Origin of the sequence: Wolbachia endosymbiont (group A) of Yponomeuta plumbellus, assembly GCF_947251575.1 — a bacterium.
Classification (GTDB): domain Bacteria; phylum Pseudomonadota; class Alphaproteobacteria; order Rickettsiales; family Anaplasmataceae; genus Wolbachia; species Wolbachia pipientis.
The window spans coordinates 1,173,955-1,191,468 of the sequence record NZ_OX366353.1 but is presented as its reverse complement, the minus strand read 5'-3'; the positions used below and the strand labels follow the sequence as shown (position 1 = coordinate 1,191,468).

The following is a 17,514-nucleotide window of genomic DNA, read 5'->3' as shown; positions in this document are numbered from 1 at the left end:
TACCCAGAAAAAGTGGAGAGAAAGTGTGGAATGTTTTTTACAAAAAGAATGATGCATCAAATTGTTCTGGAATGCAATAGTTAATAGTGACGTTGTTTGTTATAAAAAATTTCTATGTATTCAAATATTGCAGTTCTAGTTTGTTGAGCAGAGTGTTGTGAAGTATCAATAAGTATTTCTCTTTTCAATGAGCTAAAGAAGCTTTCTGCAACAGAATTGTCGTAACAACAGCCTTTATTACTCATCTATATTCTTTACAGCTAAGAGATATTGATACCCTTGCGCAGTATATTGTGAACCTTGGTCACTGTGCAGCAGTAGATTTTTAACAGGTTTACGCTTGTTAACGTCCATTAATAAAGAGTCCATAACCAATTGTTTATTTATTGAACTGCTCATTAACTACCATGCGTGAATATAGATCGATTATTGTTGCCAAATATAGCCATCCTTCTTTGGTTTTTATATAAGTAATCCCATACTTTATTTGGTTGATCGACAATAAAGTTTTGGTCTAATATATTGGGAGCTACTGTCCGTTTGTTGTTTCTTAATTTTAAATTTTCTTCTCAATATAGCCTGAATACCATTTTTCTGCATAATACTTTGCACTGTTTTTAAGTTGCAACTTTTACCCAAAGCCTTTAATTCAGCATGAATTTTAGGAGCTCCATATCTACATTTAGAAGCTTGATATATTTTTTGAATATCTGCTAATAACTCTTTATTTGCTGATTCTCTACTGCTTATTTTCCTTGTAGTCCACTTATAGTAGCCACTAGCAGAAAATCCTACATAATTCCTGTACTTTATAGCAGTTACTATATAAAAAAATATTTTACTCTTTTTGACTGGCCAGGGCTTTTTTTAAAATGTCTCTTTCTCTTGTTACTTTTGCTTTGTAAATCAAACCTCTCTTTGTCGTAAGGAGCCATGTTACCTCTACCTGGAAATGCATCTGCTGCCGACTTTTTTTCGTTGTGTTTCTTTATCCATTTTCCTAATAAACCACCCTTTATTCCTAAATCTCTTGCTATTTTTGTAATTGTTTGACCTGCCTTTCTTTGTTCATTTGTCAGCTTAACAGCTTCCAATTTGAATTCTGCTGTATATTCTCTTCTATTTGTCATATTTTGAAAAAACGTTTTATTTTACTCCAAAAACGTCTTAACTTTCTCTCTACTTTTTCTGGGTAAGGTCAAGAAGCCTATTGTCTAATTATGTACCTAAATTTTATTACGGCACTTTCACTACTACTTTAACGAGTGAGCTACCTTTCTATAAAAGACCTATCGACTGTTGCAATTATAGGCGTAAACAAGAATGATAAAAGAGTACGAGATTGAGTAACTATGTACACTTCTGCTGGCATACCAGGGTATAGGTATACGTTTTTAAACTGAGCAAGCTCTGGTTTTGGTATCACTACACGTACTGAATAATAACGCCCTAGCCTTGGATCATCAAGGGCATCGGGAGAAATATTGCTTACTATACCATTAATTAAACTTAAACGACGTGCACTGTAAGCACTTAAACGAACTTTAACCTTTAGCCCTTCTAGCCCATCAATAGAGACTATGTTGCTATCTTTCTTTTGTGCTGACAGTATCTCTTCTATGTTTCTGGTCTGAATTTTAGCATCTATTATTAGGTCATCATCCGATGGCACTACGCTCATGATCGGAACTCCAGATTGTATAACACCACCTTCAGTATGGTATCTTATATCTGTGACTATCCCATCTTGAGGCGATTTAATTATTGTACGTGCTAATGAATCTTCAGCAACCATCAGTCTCTCTTTCAAGTCTGCAATAGACGTACTAACTTCCTTAAGTTCAGCGTTTGCTCTTTCTTGAGAATCATTTCTCACGTTTATAATTTCTAATTCGTTCTCTCCAATTTTTTGCTGCACTTGAGATATTGCAGAACGGTAATGTCCAACTCTGCCTTCAATTTCAGCAAACTGCTTTTCTAAAGCTAAAATGTGTGGTTTGCTTATATGGCCACTATCAAGTAATTGTCTTTTTGTTTCCAACTCCTCAGTTATCAAGTCATATTGCTTATGAGCTGCATTTAGTTGAAAGTTTAGCCCCGCTAATTCATCATTTAACTGCTTTATACGTTGTTGCAGTATGTCTGTTTTTCCCAATATGCTCTTTCTCTGAGAGTTGAACAACTTTACTTGATTCTTTATCGCTTTATTTACAAGTTCATCGTGAGATAATTTTTTAACCTCATCAGGAAACTCGAGCGTGTCCAAATCTACTCTGATTGCAAGAAGCCTTGCTTCTGTTGCTAAAAATGATAAGAGCTTCTCTTTGATGATACTTAAATTCGCCTTCTCGTTAACATCACTCAACAAAACTAGAGGCCCATCTTTTTTAACTGCTTGACCCTCTTTTACTAAAATTTTGCTTATTATTCCTCCACCCAAGTGTTGAACTATTTTTCTATTTGAAGATACAATAACTTCTCCACTTGCATGCACCGCACCGTCAATTGGAGCTATAGCCGACCAAATACCACCTATCCCAAAAAAGATGAGTATTACTACCAGACCAAAAAATAGTGGTCCCCACGTTACTTTCAGGACTTCATTTACGTTATTACTTTCGCGTTTTAAAATAAAATTTATCACTGCATCAATCAATGCAAACGTCTTATCCAAAAATTTTGGGTACTTCTTCTTTTTATTTTTTGCTCCTTGCATATTTATATTATCACCATGGCCAATCAAGCCTGTCAAAGAAAATCCAGCGCTAAGCTTTTTTAACTTACTTATCATAATACTACTGTGAATTTGTGTTAACTCAAGATAACACACAAAAACAAAGAATCTATAATTTAAGCATTCCATTTAGACTGTAGAGCACCAGAATAAACTATTTAGTAACAATTCCTGCATCAACTATGTTTTTAAAATTTTTTGACGTTTAACTTTATTATAACTTTTTCTTTATTTTGTGAATATCTGAGTTACTTATATTATGTAAGAAATCTATTGCCAACTAGTCAATATTCTGTTAGGAATTAAGATAATATAAAGTTATTATGCTTAAATTGGAAAGCAGAAAGTTCCTGATTACTGGCGCATCAGGCGGAATAGGGCAAGCAATTGTAAAAATTATGCACAAAGCCGGAGCAACTTTATGTATTTCTGGCACAAAAAAAGAAGTGCTCGAAGAAGTTGCTAAACAATATGAAAAAAACATGCATGTACTCCCTTGTGATTTATCAAATGCTGAGGAAGTAAATCAACTAATAAATAGAGCAAGTGAGCTGATGGAAGGCTTTGACGGGCTCGTATGCAATGCGGGTATTACGCGAGACAGTTTATTATTGAGAATGACAGATGAAGCATGGCAGAAAGTAATTGATATTAACTTGAGCTCTACATTTAAGCTGAGTAGAGAAGCATGCAGAAAACTAATTAAGAATAATTGGGGAAGAATTATAAATATTTCCTCAATAATAGGGCTGACAGGAAACGCCGGGCAAGCAAATTATGCGGCGTCTAAAGCTGGAATAATAGCTATGAGCAAATCCATAGCAAAAGAAGTTGCAAGTCGTAATATAACAGTAAATTGTATTGCTCCTGGGTTTATAGATACTAAAATGACTGAAGTTTTAAATGAAGGACAAAAGGGAAAAATATTAGATAATATTCCAATGAAAAGAATGGGAACAGGGGAAGAAATAGCAGCAGGGGTCTTGTTTTTAGCAAGTGATGAAGCAAAATATATAACAGGGCATGTGCTTAACATTAATGGTGGGTTATTTATGTAGCAACACTTATGTATGGACAAATTATAATTTTTACTTTAAAATAAAAATATGTGTAGGTTTAGGTTTGCGTTAATTTATTATTTAGAGGCAAAAAAATGAGCTCTATAATAGGATTTTTTGGTGTTTTGTGTGTAGTATTGCTTTTCTCTTTCTCAGGTTATGCAGATAACCCTGGTGTTGATATGGATGACACAACTAAAGTAATATGCAATATTATTGGTTATGTTTGGGGGATAGGCGGTCCACTTATGACGGTAGTAATAATTGGTGCAGCTTTGCTTGCAATATTTGGCAGGATGCCGTGGCCAGCCCTCTTTGCTCTTGGCATGTTCTGTGGTGTATTTTTTGGCGCTAAAACTATCATAACGAAAATTATGCCCAACGTAAGCGATGAAGCAAAAACTATGTTGGAAAAGTGTGGACAAAAATAATCCAAAAAGTGCAGAAATGCTTTTTTGTTATCCATTAAACCGCTTCATATCTTCAACTTGCAACAAATAAGGGCTATCTTTTGGTAGAGTTTTAACAGCTAACTCAGCGTATTTCATAAATTGCTTTAAATCACCTTCAATACAAGCCTTTTTTGTCAAGGCAAAATAATGCATTGCCGTATCAGCTTCACATTTATATGCAATGCTTAAATATTTCCAGACAAAAGCGTTATTTGGTTCTACATTCAAAATCTGCTCCAGGTAAAAAATCGCCTTTTTTGCATCACCGTGTAATAATAAAGTATGAGATAATGCAAGTTTCACTAAATAACTGTTTTTCTCAGATAAATACCTAAGCGATTCCTCATACATTTTTATTGCTTCACTTAAATTTCCGGCCTTGTATAGCATTTCTGCTTTTAATTCATATAGGTATGGATCACTGTGTGATTCTTGAATCAATGAGTTAACTTTAGCAATAGCCTCTTCTATCTTTCCTTGCCTATAGCAAACTATAGCATTTACATACTCAGAATTATCTTCATATTTATTAGATAACACATGAATAGGAGCAAAGAAAGAGTCTAGCTTTGCAACCACACGCTCAAACTTTAGTAACTTATCCGCAAAAATTGGTTTTACGTTGTTTTTAACCTTATAATTTTGTACAGCAAATATGCGTTTCTCACTAAGTGGGTGAGTGCGGAAATATTCCTCGGTGTTCTCATGCTCAATACTTTTAAAATAATCAAAAATCTCTTTCATACCTGAATTATCATAGCCAGATTCATCAAGATACCTTAAAGCATAGCTATCTGCTACACTTTCTTGCTCTTGAGAATAGTTAAAAAATAGCCTTGAACTAAACGCTACACCACTAAGCAAAATTGCACCAGCAACCTGAGGGTTAATGATAATACTAGAAACTAATCCTACCATATAACTAATCATTGCTATCGATTGAAAATAACCCATAGCACTACTCATTTGCAATATATGACCAGCAGATATGTGAGCAATCTCATGTGCTAATATACCAAGCAGGACATAAGGTTTAGCCGAATATTGTAAAAGTCCTAAATGAATGAAAATACTGTTATTGTTAATTACAAAAGCATTAATCGAATTGTCATTAATTATAAAAACTTTTATTTGCTCATGATCAATATCCGCAGCAGAAAATAAAGGTTGCGCTAGCTCTTTCACTATTGCTTCCACTTCACTATCTCTAATAATGTTAATAGAGTAAGCATTATTACAATATGCAAAAAAGAACAATAAGGTCAAAAACTTAGCAACTCTAAACATGAAAATTCTGTGCTTGTATAATTTATAGAAATCCTATATTTTAACACTTAAATTATACAAATTTATAAACGCTAGTTTAAATTTTTAACGTAACTGATAAGTTTGTCGATGGTAGTTAACTTAATTTTATGTTGTTCAGCAAATTTAAGTAACTGAGGTAAGCGCATCATAGAGCCATCATCATTCACTAATTCACAAATAACTGCTGAATGATCAAACCCTACTAACTTCGCCATTTCAACACTCGCTTCAGTATGACCAGCACGTTGTGCCACCCCACCTTTATGTGCAATTACAGGAAAAACATGACCTGGAGTTATGATGTCATCCTGAGTACCATCCTTGTTGATAGCAGCATGTATAGTTTTCGTTCTATCCTCTGCTGAAACACCGGTTGTAATGCCATAACGTGCATCAATTGATGTAGTAAATGCGGTATGATTTTCACCAATATTTTTCTTTTCCATGAAATTAAGGCCCAACCTTTTCATGTGAAATTTAGTCATTGCTAAGCAAACAACCCCTGTACCGTACCTAACCATAAAAGCCATATGTTCCGGCTTTATTTTCTCAGCTAAGACAATCAAATCGCCTTCATTTTCTCTATTTTCATCATCAACTAAAATGAATAATTTACCGGAACGAGCATCCTCTAATACATCTTCCACAGAAGAAATACCTGGTAGACTCATTGAAGCATAAGTGGCCTGTACCATAATAATTTACTTAAATTCAATCTTAACTATTTTATACAATTTCTCTCCATTTGGCACTGTCACTTCCACATATTCACCGACTTTTTTGCCGATTAAGGCACTCCCAAGTGGTGAACTAGTAGATATTAACTGCTTTGAAACATCAGCTTCATATTCGCCTACAACCTTATAAACATATTCCACTTCACCGTTATTATCACTTAACATGCTTAATGTCACAGTTGCACCAAACATTACTGAATCACCAGACAAATTTTTTACTTCTATTACTTCCGCATGTGAGAGCTTACTTTCTATCTCCATTATACGGCCTTCAATAAAACCTAACCTTTCCCGTGCTGCATGATACTCTGCGTTTTCAGACAAATCACCTTGATCACGAGCATCAGAAATAGCCTGTATCACAGAAGGTTTTTCTTCCTTTAATTTTTCAAGTTCGGCTTGCATATTCTCAAAACCTTCCCTCGTCATAGGAAATTTATTAATAATGGATGAAGCCATAATCACCACCTAAACGCAATTAAATTGAGTAACGAAATTACTCACAATGTTAAAAATATCACCTTTTATATCATCACTCATGTCATTTGACAACTTTTTTAAAACCCCAGGGTGTACAGTATGAAAATAATTAATAAGATCATGTTCAAATTTATTAATGTAACTTATTTGTATTTTACTTAACTGATTATATAGGTTAGAAAAAATATACATCAGCACTACTTGCTCTTCTATTGACATAGGTAAATGTTGTTTTTGCTTTAATAACTCGACAAGATATTTACCCTTATTCAAGGATAATTGAACACTAGCATCAAGATCAGAACCAAATTTTGCAAAATCTTCTAATTCTCTATACTGAGCTAAGCTTAGCTTTATAGAACCAGCAACTTTCTTCACAGACTTTAGTTGTGCAGCAGAACCAACCCGTGAAACTGACAAACCTATATTTACTGCAGGTCGAAATCCTTTATAAAATAATTCAGACTCAAGAAAGATCTGCCCATCGGTAATTGAAATAACATTTGTTGGCACATATGCAGATACATCACCAGCTTGAGTTTCGACAATTGGCAAAGCAGTTAAAGAACCCTGCCCTTTTTTATCAGACATTTTAGCAGCTCTTTCAAGCAAGCGAGAATGTACATAGAATATATCTCCAGGGTAAGCTTCACGACCAGGAGGACGTCTGAGCAATAAAGACATCTGCCTATATGCCACAGCATGCTTAGATAAATCATCATATATAATCAAACAATGCATTCCATTGTCACGGAAAAATTCCCCAATAGTGCAACCAGCATAAGGTGCTAAAAATTGCATAGGCGCGCAGTCAGATGCACTAGCCACAACTACAGTTGTATACTCTAATGCTCCGCTTTCTTTCAGCTTATTTACCACTTTTGCTACTGTTGAAATTTTTTGCCCAATAGCAACATAAACACAGTAAACTTTTTGATTTTCGTTTACCTCATCGTTAATCTTCTTCTGATTGATAATAGTATCAAGCGCAATAGTAGTTTTACCAATTTGTCTATCACCAATAATTAATTCACGCTGCCCTCTACCTATTGGAATTAGCAAATCTATAATTTTAATTCCTGTTTGCAGTGGCTCATGCACAGACTTACGATCAATAATGCCTGGCGCTTTAGATTCTATATCCATTCTGTTTTTGGCTCTAATTTCCCCACCGTCGTCCATAGGATGGCCCAACGCATTTACAACTCTCCCTAACAATTCATGCCCTACAGGCACCTGCACAACATCACCACTACATTTTACAACGTCCCCTTCTTTCACATCACGGTCATTACCAAGCACAACTATTCCAGCCGTATCATGATCTAAATCGAGAACTATTCCTTCTACACCACTTGCAAAAAATACCTTTTCACCGAATTTTGCTTTTTCCAGCCCATAAACCAATGCGATACCATCTGTTACTGAAATTACTTCACCTATATTTTCCCGCTTTATAGGATTATCAAACGTCTCAACCTTTTCTCTTATTATACTTGCTATCTCAGAAACATTCATACTGTTCTTCATACAAAATTCCTTACTTTTAATATTTCCATTTTACTTAAGTCAACTAACCTATCCAAGTAACTTTTTAGCGAAGCATCGATCAAATTAAAACCATACCTAACTACGAAGCCACCTAGTATAGAAGGGTCAACCACATTGCTTACTTTTATTATTTTACCAAGAAAGCTCAAAGATTCAGTAATTATTTTTATATCAGATTCCTTTAAAGTTTCTGCTGACTTTATAGTAATTTCGAATTCATTTTCATTTTCTCTTGCAAGACTTAAGAATTTTTCTAATATAAGGATCAATAAACTAGAGCGTTTATTTGCAAATATAACCATAATAAATTTTACTAAATTCTCACTCAAGTGCTCATTTATAGAAAGCATCACTTCTTTTTTGTGTGCAAAAGAAATCATAGGATGAGATAGGTACACAAAAACATCACGTTGATCCTTAAAAAAAGCCAACAAAAATTCTACTTCTTTCCTTATAATACCTAACCTGCTTCCTGAGACATGAAATAGCACTCTAGCGTAAGATGAAACTAAATTATTGTATTGGGTCTTTTTCATATTAAATCCAGTAAATCTAAATTAATTCAGCTACAAATCTTTCATTCTTCAATCCAAGCATTTTTTATATAAACAGGTCTTCTCTTTAAGGAAAGAAAATATAAATCATATCTGACTGAATAATCTAAAAAACTAAGGTTTTTACTTAAGAAATACTTAGAAGAATTTATAATAGACTGACATTGAAGATGAGATATCGGTATTTCTTTTCCAAGTAAACTTGTTTTAACTTCTATAAAAATCAGCTCCTTTTTTTTAGATACAATTAAGTCAATTTCACCGAACTTACAACGGTAACGGCGTTTTATAACATTATACCATTTCAGTTTTAAATATACTAAAACTAATAACTCGCCAAAGTAACCTACAAAGTAGCGTAACCTACTTACCACAAGAAGAACAATTATGATAACAATTAACTTTGTGTAACTACTTTGCCTCCTTCTTTATTTTTACTATAAACCTTACCTCTTGCTGCAATATCCCTATCAACCAGTTCTATCACTGCCATTGAAGCGCAATCACCCTTTCGAGTGCTAAATTTTATTATTCTAGAATACCCACCTTTACGATCTTGATAACGGCTGGCTAAGACGTTTAATAACTTATCAACTGCTAACTTACTATTATGAAGGCGTGAAAGCAAAAGTCTTCTACCATGTAAAGTATTCTTATTCTTAGCAATTGTAATAAACTTTTCGACATATGGACGAAGTTCCTTAGCTTTTGGTAAAGTAGTTACAATCTGCTCATGGTTAATTAATGAGATAGATAGATTCTTTAACGTCGATAATCTATGTTCAGTACAACGAGATAGTTTACGTTTTTTTATTCCATGTTTCATATATCACCTAATCTTCATCAGTATGTTGTTTAGCCAACTCATCTATATCCTTAGGTGGCCAGTTTAGCACATTCATACCCAAAGACAAGCCAAAATTAGTCAAAACTGCCTTAATCTCATTCAAAGACTTTCTGCCAAAATTAGCAGTTCTTAACATTTCACCTTCTGTCTTTTGCACAAGATCACCTATATAAGTGATGTTTTCGTTTTTCAGACAGTTATGAGACCTGACAGATAATTCCATTTCATCTACCTTACGCAATAAGACAGGGTCATAACCCAAATCTTTAGCACCACTAGACGAAGAAACCTGCGATTTTTTATAACTTACATCAGAACTAATAAAGGGCTGAAGTTGCTCCTGTAATATTCTTGCAGCAGAGTCAACAGCTTGACTCGGAGAAATTGTACCATCAGTTTCAATTGACAATATCAGCTTATCCTTATCAGTCACTTGGCCAACACGACTGTTCTCTACCCTGTACGAAACCCTGTTGACAGGGCTATACAAAGCATTAACTGGAATAAAACCAATTAAATCCTGTTCACTCATAAGCTTCAAAAGTTCATTTTCTTTATATTTAGTTACAGGAAGATAACCTTTTCCGCTAGCCACATATATGGTCATGTTAAGCTCCACATTTTGCCCCAGCGTACATATTAACAAATCTTTATTAACAATAGAGCATTGATCATCAGTTTCTATCATCCCAGCTAATACCTGGCAAGGCCCTTTAGCGTTTAAATTTAAGCATTTATTAGAAGCACCATTTAATTTACACCTCAACATACCCATATTTAATACTATATCAGTTACGTCTTCTCTCACCCCTTGAATTGAAGTGAACTCATGAGTTACACCTTCAATTTTTATTCCATAAACAGCACTACCTTTAAGAGAAGATAACATTACACGTCTTAATGCATTACCTAATGTTAAAGCAAAACCACTTTCCAACGGTTCTAGCACTATATCACTTTTTTCACTTGAATCATCTGATATTACCTTAACTGAACTAGGTTTAATCAATTTATCTAAATTGCTACAGAGAGAAACATCATTATTATAATACATAAAACAACCTTTTCAAATATCCTATACTCTTCTTTTTTTTCTTAACCTGCACCCATTATGAGGAATTGCGGTTTTATCTGCAATTGAAGTCACAGTCAACCCACAGCTCTGAAGTGCTTTAACCGCAGCTTCGGTACCAAAGCCAGGACCGCGAATTATTACAGAGACAACCTTCATACCAAATCTCTCCATTGCGTTCTTCGCAGCAGACTCCGCAGCCTTACCTGCAGCATAAGGTGTGGATTTTCTCGAACCTGAAAAACCACATGCACCCACAGAAGTTTGACATAGCGTATTACCATGAACATCAGTTACATTTACAAAAGTATTATTAAAAGTTGCACGAATATGGACAACACCAGTAATAAACTCCTTCTTACTCTTACTAACCGTTTTGACTTTTTTCATTAAAACTCACAATAATAATAAATTTTATTTTTTCCCAGCAATAGGCAACCGAGATCTACCTTTACGAGTCTTAGCATTAGTATGAGTCCTTTGCCCTCTCACAGGTAAACCTTTTCTATGTCTCACCCCTCTATAGCATCCCATTTCCACTAAAGATTTTATGTTCATAGCCACTTCTTTTCTGAGCTCACCTTCTATAACATAATTTTGTCTAATGAAACCGCTGATCTTTTCTATATCTTCATCTCGTAATTCTGAAACACGTTTGCGCTTATCAACTTCGCAAGCGTGACAAATTACATTCGCAGTAGCAATACCTATACCATATATATAAGTTAATGCAAAAGGAACACATTTCCTCACTGGAATATTTATGCCTGCAATACGTGCCACTGGTACCTCGATACTTTATTAATAACAACTCTTAATTTATACCATAAAACAACTCAGAGTCAAACCAAATTACAAGAAATTTTACTTTCAATCTCTTGCGTTACCTCATCAACACTCAAATTAGCGTCAATTGTTAATAATTTGCCTTTATAATACTCGCGTAAACCTTTCATTTGAAGGTGATATTCACTTATTCTCTTATTAATTGCAGACATATCAGCATCATCAATTCTTTTCTCTAACCTCGTACTTTTACATTTAGCACAAGTAGTACTCTTAAAAGAAGATACACTATATATGCTTTTACAGTCCAAACACGCGAGACGATTTTTTAACCTATCGATTGCAATATTATCGTCAAGCTGCAGCTCAACTACAATGTCAACATCCCTATTATATTTTTCTTGCAAAACTTGAGTCAAAAAATGAGCCTGGTTTAAATTTCTCGGAAAACCATCTAATAAGCAATTATCATCCACTAATGCAAGCTGGTCACGTAATAATCCACATATAATTTCATCTTGAATTAAATTACCAGATTCCACGGTACCCTTTATTTTTTTACCTAACTCACTACTGCTAGATATAATATTCCTTAATAAATCCCCTACTGAAATTAATTTTAAATTATATTTTGCTATTAACAAGCTTGACTGAGTACCTTTACCAGAACCTGGAGGACCAAAAATCGTAATGATCATCTTACTTTCCTCGTTTTAGACTCATATTTCTTTATCCAGTTGTCGTACCTATTTGAAAAAATATAAGATTGTATTTGCATAATAGTATCAGTAATAACGTTCACTATAATCAGTAAGCTCGTCCCACCAAAAATAAATGGTATATCATAATAATATCTCATAACTTCAGGTACAGTACATATGACTACCAAATACGCAGAGCCAATGAATGTCAACTTAAAAACTATATCTTGAAGGTAATCAGAAGTATGTTTCCCAGGCCTTCTACCAGGTATAAAACCACCATTTTTTTTAAGAAAATCTGCGTTTTCCTCTGGATTAAATATAAAATTGGTATAGAAAAAATTAAAAAATACTATCAGCACCAAATAGGCTACAATATATACTACTTTATTTGCCATAAAGTAATTCAAAATAAAATCAGAAAAAGCGTGCCCCTTATAGAAATTTGCAATTGAAATAGGTGTCAATAAAATTGCATTAGCAAAAATGGTTGGTACTACACCAGATAAATTAATCTTCAATGGAATATAAGTAAAATCGTCATTATGTAATCTTTTAAATTGCTTTTTAGGATGTTGAACAATAACCTTTCTATAAGAAGACTCTACAAAAATGACTAAGAGTAGCAGCAAAAAAAACAATACCAAAACAAAAAGGATAATAAATAACGATACGCTACCGTTTTTATTTAACGTTAACAAAGATGACAAAGCGCTGTGTAACTCTGATATTATACCCGTGAAAATGATTAATGAGATACCATTGCCTATACCGCTAGCGCTGATTCGTTCACCAAGCCATATTAAAAGCATAGTTCCACCTAAAAGGCTGAAAACACCTATTGTACGAAACATAACACCAGGTTCGATTACAACCAATACCCCTTCCCTATTCATCCCTTCCAATCCAACCAAAATTGGAATTGATTGAAATACACAAATTACTATGGTCAGATAGCGTATATAAGAATTCATCTTTCTACGGCCTGACTCTCCATCATTCTTAACTTCCTTCATTCCTTTAATCGCAGAAGAAAGTAACTGAATAATGATAGAAGCCATTATATATGGCATAACGTTCAATGCTAGAATTGTCATTCTAGCCAATGCACCACCAGAAAATAAATTAAATACTCCAAAAACGCCTGAGCCATCTTTGGGAAATATATCATTAATTACATCAAGATTAATTCCAGGAATAGGCACATAAGTACCCAAGCGATAGCAAATTAAAGCTATTAGCGTAAAAAATATACGCTTTAATAAATCGCCTTTATATAACAACGTAGGATCCAAGCTATTAAATGCTGATTTATTGCCCATGACTTACGATAGTATTTCCACACTACCACAAACTGAAGCTACAGATTTTTTTGCAGCTTCTGACGCAAAATCAACATGAAACACAAATTTTTCGCTCAACTTACCTTTATTAAGAAGTTTAATTTTATCCTTAATAGACTTTATAAAACCTAATTTATACAGCCTCTCCTTATCTATAACAGAGTCTTTCACTATTTTTTTAGCTTCCATTAAGCGCTGTATATCGCCAACATTAATTATAGAGTATATGCTCCTACGTATAGGCTTAAAACCTCTTTTAGGCAAACGAGTATATATAGACTGTTGTCCACCCTCAAAACCATTTATAGAAACTCCACTTCTAGCCTTCTGCCCTTTATGCCCTCTACCGGATGTTTTACCTTTACCACAACCGATACCTCTACCCAGCAACTTAGGCTTCTTTTTCTTAGATAATTTAGTAAATATAGAGTTTAATTTTACAGCATTATTCATACTTTACCTGTTTCCAACTATCTCGCTAATCTTTTTGCCTCTTTTGCTTGCTACCTGACGAGGAGATAACATACTATCAAAAGCCTTAAACACCGCACATATAACGTTATGAGGATTATTTGATCTAGTGGATTTAGCTACCACATCCTTTATACCTAACACCTCAAAAACTGATCTAATCGCTCCACCAGCAATAATACCTGTTCCGGCTCTTGCGGTTCTTAAAACTATCTCACCAGAACAAAATTTAGCTTTAATATCATGATGCAAAGTTCTACCTTCACGCAAGTACACTCTAATCATTGATTTCTTTGCAGCATTTACAGCTTTGACTCTTGCTTCAGCAACTTCTGCGTGCTTACCTATTCCACACCCTACCCTACCCTTCTCATCGCCAACAACAACCAAAATTGAAAATGAAAATCTTCTACCACCTTTGGTAACCGTTGTCACTCTTCGTACCGAAACTAAAAGCTCTGATAAATCATTATTATTTTGTAAATTCTTTATAGCCATATTCAAAACCTTCTAAAATTCAAATCCAGAACTTCTTAAAGCCTCAGCAAATTGAGAAACTAATCCTGTGTATTTATACGCTCCACGATCAAACGTAAGCTGCTGCTCTAATTTCATGCCAGACAGACGCTCAACCATTAAAGAAGAAACCTGTTTTATAGTTTCAGCGTTGACTTTCCCTTTACATACATCCTTAATTTTAGCATCCAAAGTAGAAGCTGAAGTGAGAGTTATTCCTTTTACATCATTAATTAACTGGACATAAAAATGCCTATTAGATTTAAATATGGATATACGTAAACGTTCAGCGCTCTTGTCAAGCTTCGCTCTATTACGTAACTTCCTTTTTTCAGAATTACTTAAAAAATTATACGATCTTTTCATTTTTATTACTTCTTTTTACTTACAACCTTACGCAGCATAAATTTGCCTTTTATTACAACACCCTTACCTTTATAAGGATCATATTTTCTAATTTTGCATATATCAGACGCCACCATATAGACCTTCTGCTTATCCATACCACTAACTACTAAGTGAGTTGGCTTTATGCACTTAATCTCAACATCTTTAGGCACTTTATATTTAACATTATGGCTATAACCAAGATATAAAGTCAAATACTTACCATCACACTCTGCCTTATATCCCACACCGTTAATCTCAAGATTAACAGAAAAACCATCAACCATGCCGTTAATGATATTATTAATATTACTCCTATAAGTGCCCCACATAGGCTTTATTTTATCATAATTATCTTTATCTTGATCAACAGAAAGCAATAGCTGATTATCAATAATCTGACACACAACATCCCTGATCAAGCTAACTTCCTTTTCAGCCTTAGCGCTCTTTATTAACATACTACCATTATTATATTCAACTGAAACACCAGCAGGAATATTGATAGGAGCAGCACCTATACGAGACATGAATTTCTCCTATTATTTAAAACACACGACACAAAACTTCTCCACCAACCTTTAACTTATGTGCATTATAATCAGTCATCACTCCTTTGGGTGTCGATATAATAAAAATACCAAGACCATTATATGCTTTAGAAATGTCCTTATACTTAGAATAACGACGACAACCAGGCTTTGACACCCTAACTATGTCACTAATTACAGGTGACTTCTCATAATACTTCAATTTTACAATGAAAGAAGGTAAATTATCTACAACTTGCTTTTCATAATCAAGGATATACCCTTCCTCTTTTAAAATCTCCAATATAGAAGAATTCATCTTAGAAAATAGTACCCTTGTTGCCCTATGCATTGCCAATTGAGCATTACGTATCCTTGTTAAAAAATCACCAATACTATCAGATAACGCCACAATATACTCCTTATATTATATTTACCAACTAGACTTTGTAACTCCTGGAATTTGCCCAAAAGAACATAAATCACGCAAAACAATTCTACATAAACCAAATTTTCTATATACTCCTCTTGGTCTCCCAGTTAAAGCACACCTATTTCTAATTTTGGTTTTAGAAGAATTTCTAGGCAATTTTTTAATTAATTTATTTTGAGCTGTAAACCTTTCTACAATAGACAAATTCTTATTATTTATTATAGATTTCAATTTTTCTCTTTTTTCTTTATATTGATCGCACAACTTTATTCTGCGAAGATTTCTTTCTATCATAGATTTTTTTGCCATATATTTCTCCTCTCAATTAATCAAAAAAAGGAAATTTAAGAGCCAGTAATAATTCCTTTGCTTCCTTATCACTAACTGCACTTGTTATAATATTAATATCCATACCTCTAATTTTACTTATTTTATCATAGTCTATTTCTAAAAACGAGATATGTTCCTTTATACCAAAGGAAAAATTACCATTACCGTCAAATTGCTTCACACTAAATCCTCTAAAATCTTTTTCCCTTGGCAAAGCAATATATATCAATCTTTCTAAAAACTCATACATTTTATCTCTACGCAAAGTTACTTTGCAACCTACTGTAGCACCTTTTCTGATCTTGAAGCCAGAAATAGATTTTTTTGCAAAAGTTGATAAAGGCTTCTGCCCAGCAATCAAATATAGGCTATCAAGTGGTTCATTTATTGCTTTACTATCTGTAGCAGCATCTCCAACGCCCATATTGATACACACCTTGACAAGTTTAGGCACTTGCATTATATTGCCGTAATTAAACTTATCCTTCAAGGACTTTACTATGCTATCTTTATACAATTCTTTAAACATATCAACCTAATCTATCACTTCTCCAGAAACTTTTGCAAAACGCACTTTTCTACCGTCTATAACCTTAAACCCCACTCTAGTTGGAGTTTTATATTTAGGGTCCAATGTTGCAACGTTGGATATATCAATAGCTAACTCTTTATTTAATATACCACCACTACTACCAGCTTTTGGTTTAGTATGTCTCTTATGCACATTCACTCCAGAAACAATTACTTTCTTTTTAGCATCACGTGCTATAACTTTGATTACCTTACCAATTTTTCCCTTATCTTTACCAGTTAAAACTATAACGTCGTCACCACTTTTTATTTTAGCACTCATTATAAAACCTCAACAGCTAATGACATTATCTTCATAAAAGAACCAGATGATAACTTTTTTACCGGACCAAACACCCGAGTGCCAAGTGGTTCACCTTGATCATTAATCAAAACTACAGCATTGCTAGAAAAACGAATTACAGAACCATCAGATTTTCTAATAGGGCTTTTCACCCTCACCACAACTGCTCTATATACTTTTCCCTTCTCAACTTTCCCTCTTGGAGTAATAGATTTAGTAGATACAATAACTGTGTCACCTATAGATGCAGATTTTCTACCACCCAATAAACCAATACAAAGCACTGCACGCGCACCAGAATTATCAGCTACTTCCAACAATGTATTTTTTTGAATCATATAAATATCCTA

The 17,514-nt window shown here is 33.9% G+C and carries 24 protein-coding genes and 1 pseudogene; 2 read left to right on the top strand and 23 right to left on the bottom strand.

Features of this window, described 5'->3' with window-relative positions; translation table 11 throughout:
- Positions 1–37: 37 nt before the first annotated feature.
- A pseudogene (locus OPR39_RS07490) lies at positions 38–1,130 on the bottom strand (IS3 family transposase).
- A gap of 140 nt (positions 1,131–1,270) precedes the next feature.
- The gene (locus tag OPR39_RS05905; protein ID WP_265039344.1) at positions 1,271–2,791 is read right to left on the bottom strand and encodes an HlyD family type I secretion periplasmic adaptor subunit; all 1,521 of its coding nucleotides are present in this window, start codon (positions 2,789–2,791) and stop codon (positions 1,271–1,273) included.
- A gap of 266 nt (positions 2,792–3,057) precedes the next feature.
- On the opposite strand from OPR39_RS05905, the gene fabG reads away from it, so the two are divergent.
- Both fabG and OPR39_RS05895 read left to right on the top strand, forming a co-directional pair.
- Positions 3,058–3,792 (top strand): 3-oxoacyl-[acyl-carrier-protein] reductase, encoded by a 735-nt coding sequence (gene fabG / locus OPR39_RS05900; RefSeq protein ID WP_015589136.1) that lies wholly within the window; start codon positions 3,058–3,060, stop codon positions 3,790–3,792.
- 95 nt (positions 3,793–3,887) lie between these two features.
- The gene (locus OPR39_RS05895) at positions 3,888–4,223 is read left to right on the top strand and encodes a TrbC/VirB2 family protein (RefSeq protein ID WP_007550269.1); all 336 of its coding nucleotides are present in this window, start codon (positions 3,888–3,890) and stop codon (positions 4,221–4,223) included.
- A 27-nt stretch (positions 4,224–4,250) separates the two neighbouring features.
- Here OPR39_RS05895 and OPR39_RS05890 read toward each other — a convergent pair whose 3' ends face one another.
- The 21 genes from OPR39_RS05890 to rplN all read right to left on the bottom strand — a co-directional run bounded on the left by OPR39_RS05890 (position 4,251) and on the right by rplN (position 17,502).
- Positions 4,251–5,531: a M48 family metalloprotease gene (locus OPR39_RS05890; RefSeq protein ID WP_012673175.1), complete on the bottom strand. Its 1,281-nt coding sequence runs from the start codon at positions 5,529–5,531 to the stop codon at positions 4,251–4,253.
- A gap of 71 nt (positions 5,532–5,602) precedes the next feature.
- The gene (ribB, locus tag OPR39_RS05885; RefSeq protein ID WP_007549343.1) at positions 5,603–6,247 is read right to left on the bottom strand and encodes a 3,4-dihydroxy-2-butanone-4-phosphate synthase; all 645 of its coding nucleotides are present in this window, start codon (positions 6,245–6,247) and stop codon (positions 5,603–5,605) included.
- Positions 6,248–6,253: 6 nt separating this feature from the next.
- Complete coding sequence (gene greA, locus OPR39_RS05880) at positions 6,254–6,748, bottom strand: transcription elongation factor GreA (protein ID WP_007549342.1); 495 nt, start codon at positions 6,746–6,748, stop codon at positions 6,254–6,256.
- A 9-nt stretch (positions 6,749–6,757) separates the two neighbouring features.
- Positions 6,758–8,299, bottom strand: coding sequence for a F0F1 ATP synthase subunit alpha (gene atpA, locus OPR39_RS05875; RefSeq protein WP_012673176.1), 1,542 nt, complete (start codon positions 8,297–8,299; stop codon positions 6,758–6,760).
- Positions 8,296–8,856, bottom strand: coding sequence for an ATP synthase F1 subunit delta (atpH, locus tag OPR39_RS05870; protein ID WP_010962742.1), 561 nt, complete (start codon positions 8,854–8,856; stop codon positions 8,296–8,298). The genes atpA and atpH overlap by 4 nt, the downstream gene beginning before the upstream one ends.
- A 41-nt stretch (positions 8,857–8,897) precedes the next feature.
- Positions 8,898–9,248, bottom strand: a complete 351-nt coding sequence (locus OPR39_RS05865) for a YraN family protein (protein ID WP_012673177.1) — start codon at positions 9,246–9,248, stop codon at positions 8,898–8,900.
- Positions 9,249–9,271: 23 nt separating this feature from the next.
- A complete protein-coding gene (gene rplQ, locus OPR39_RS05860; protein WP_007550873.1) occupies positions 9,272–9,700 on the bottom strand; it encodes a 50S ribosomal protein L17 in 429 nt (142 codons plus the stop codon).
- Positions 9,701–9,707: 7 nt separating this feature from the next.
- The gene (locus tag OPR39_RS05855) at positions 9,708–10,775 is read right to left on the bottom strand and encodes a DNA-directed RNA polymerase subunit alpha (RefSeq protein WP_012673178.1); all 1,068 of its coding nucleotides are present in this window, start codon (positions 10,773–10,775) and stop codon (positions 9,708–9,710) included.
- 21 nt (positions 10,776–10,796) lie between these two features.
- Positions 10,797–11,183 (bottom strand): 30S ribosomal protein S11, encoded by a 387-nt coding sequence (rpsK, locus tag OPR39_RS05850; RefSeq protein WP_015589137.1) that lies wholly within the window; start codon positions 11,181–11,183, stop codon positions 10,797–10,799.
- 24 nt (positions 11,184–11,207) lie between these two features.
- Positions 11,208–11,576, bottom strand: coding sequence for a 30S ribosomal protein S13 (gene rpsM, locus OPR39_RS05845; RefSeq protein WP_010962745.1), 369 nt, complete (start codon positions 11,574–11,576; stop codon positions 11,208–11,210).
- A 59-nt stretch (positions 11,577–11,635) separates the two neighbouring features.
- A complete protein-coding gene (locus OPR39_RS05840; protein WP_007550178.1) occupies positions 11,636–12,277 on the bottom strand; it encodes an adenylate kinase family protein in 642 nt (213 codons plus the stop codon).
- Positions 12,274–13,602 (bottom strand): preprotein translocase subunit SecY, encoded by a 1,329-nt coding sequence (secY, locus tag OPR39_RS05835; protein ID WP_010962747.1) that lies wholly within the window; start codon positions 13,600–13,602, stop codon positions 12,274–12,276. The genes OPR39_RS05840 and secY overlap by 4 nt, the downstream gene beginning before the upstream one ends.
- A 3-nt stretch (positions 13,603–13,605) precedes the next feature.
- Entirely contained in the window at positions 13,606–14,076 is a 471-nt protein-coding gene (rplO, locus tag OPR39_RS05830) for a 50S ribosomal protein L15 (protein WP_141456930.1), read from the bottom strand.
- A gap of 3 nt (positions 14,077–14,079) precedes the next feature.
- Positions 14,080–14,592 carry a 30S ribosomal protein S5 gene (gene rpsE, locus OPR39_RS05825; RefSeq protein WP_010962748.1) on the bottom strand — a complete coding sequence of 171 codons (513 nt, stop codon included), beginning with the start codon at positions 14,590–14,592 and terminating at the stop codon, positions 14,080–14,082.
- 12 nt (positions 14,593–14,604) lie between these two features.
- Complete coding sequence (gene rplR, locus OPR39_RS05820; protein ID WP_006279867.1) at positions 14,605–14,976, bottom strand: 50S ribosomal protein L18; 372 nt, start codon at positions 14,974–14,976, stop codon at positions 14,605–14,607.
- A gap of 5 nt (positions 14,977–14,981) precedes the next feature.
- Complete coding sequence (rplF, locus tag OPR39_RS05815; protein ID WP_007551152.1) at positions 14,982–15,527, bottom strand: 50S ribosomal protein L6; 546 nt, start codon at positions 15,525–15,527, stop codon at positions 14,982–14,984.
- Positions 15,528–15,543: 16 nt separating this feature from the next.
- Positions 15,544–15,939 carry a 30S ribosomal protein S8 gene (gene rpsH, locus OPR39_RS05810; RefSeq protein WP_007551150.1) on the bottom strand — a complete coding sequence of 132 codons (396 nt, stop codon included), beginning with the start codon at positions 15,937–15,939 and terminating at the stop codon, positions 15,544–15,546.
- A gap of 21 nt (positions 15,940–15,960) precedes the next feature.
- Complete coding sequence (rpsN, locus tag OPR39_RS05805) at positions 15,961–16,269, bottom strand: 30S ribosomal protein S14 (RefSeq protein ID WP_006279345.1); 309 nt, start codon at positions 16,267–16,269, stop codon at positions 15,961–15,963.
- 16 nt (positions 16,270–16,285) lie between these two features.
- A complete protein-coding gene (gene rplE / locus OPR39_RS05800) occupies positions 16,286–16,819 on the bottom strand; it encodes a 50S ribosomal protein L5 (protein ID WP_010962750.1) in 534 nt (177 codons plus the stop codon).
- Positions 16,820–16,825: 6 nt separating this feature from the next.
- Positions 16,826–17,143: a 50S ribosomal protein L24 gene (gene rplX / locus OPR39_RS05795; protein WP_006279347.1), complete on the bottom strand. Its 318-nt coding sequence runs from the start codon at positions 17,141–17,143 to the stop codon at positions 16,826–16,828.
- Positions 17,143–17,502, bottom strand: a complete 360-nt coding sequence (rplN, locus tag OPR39_RS05790; protein ID WP_006279348.1) for a 50S ribosomal protein L14 — start codon at positions 17,500–17,502, stop codon at positions 17,143–17,145. Before rplN ends, rplX begins: the two co-directional genes overlap by 1 nt.
- Positions 17,503–17,514 lie beyond the last annotated feature (12 nt).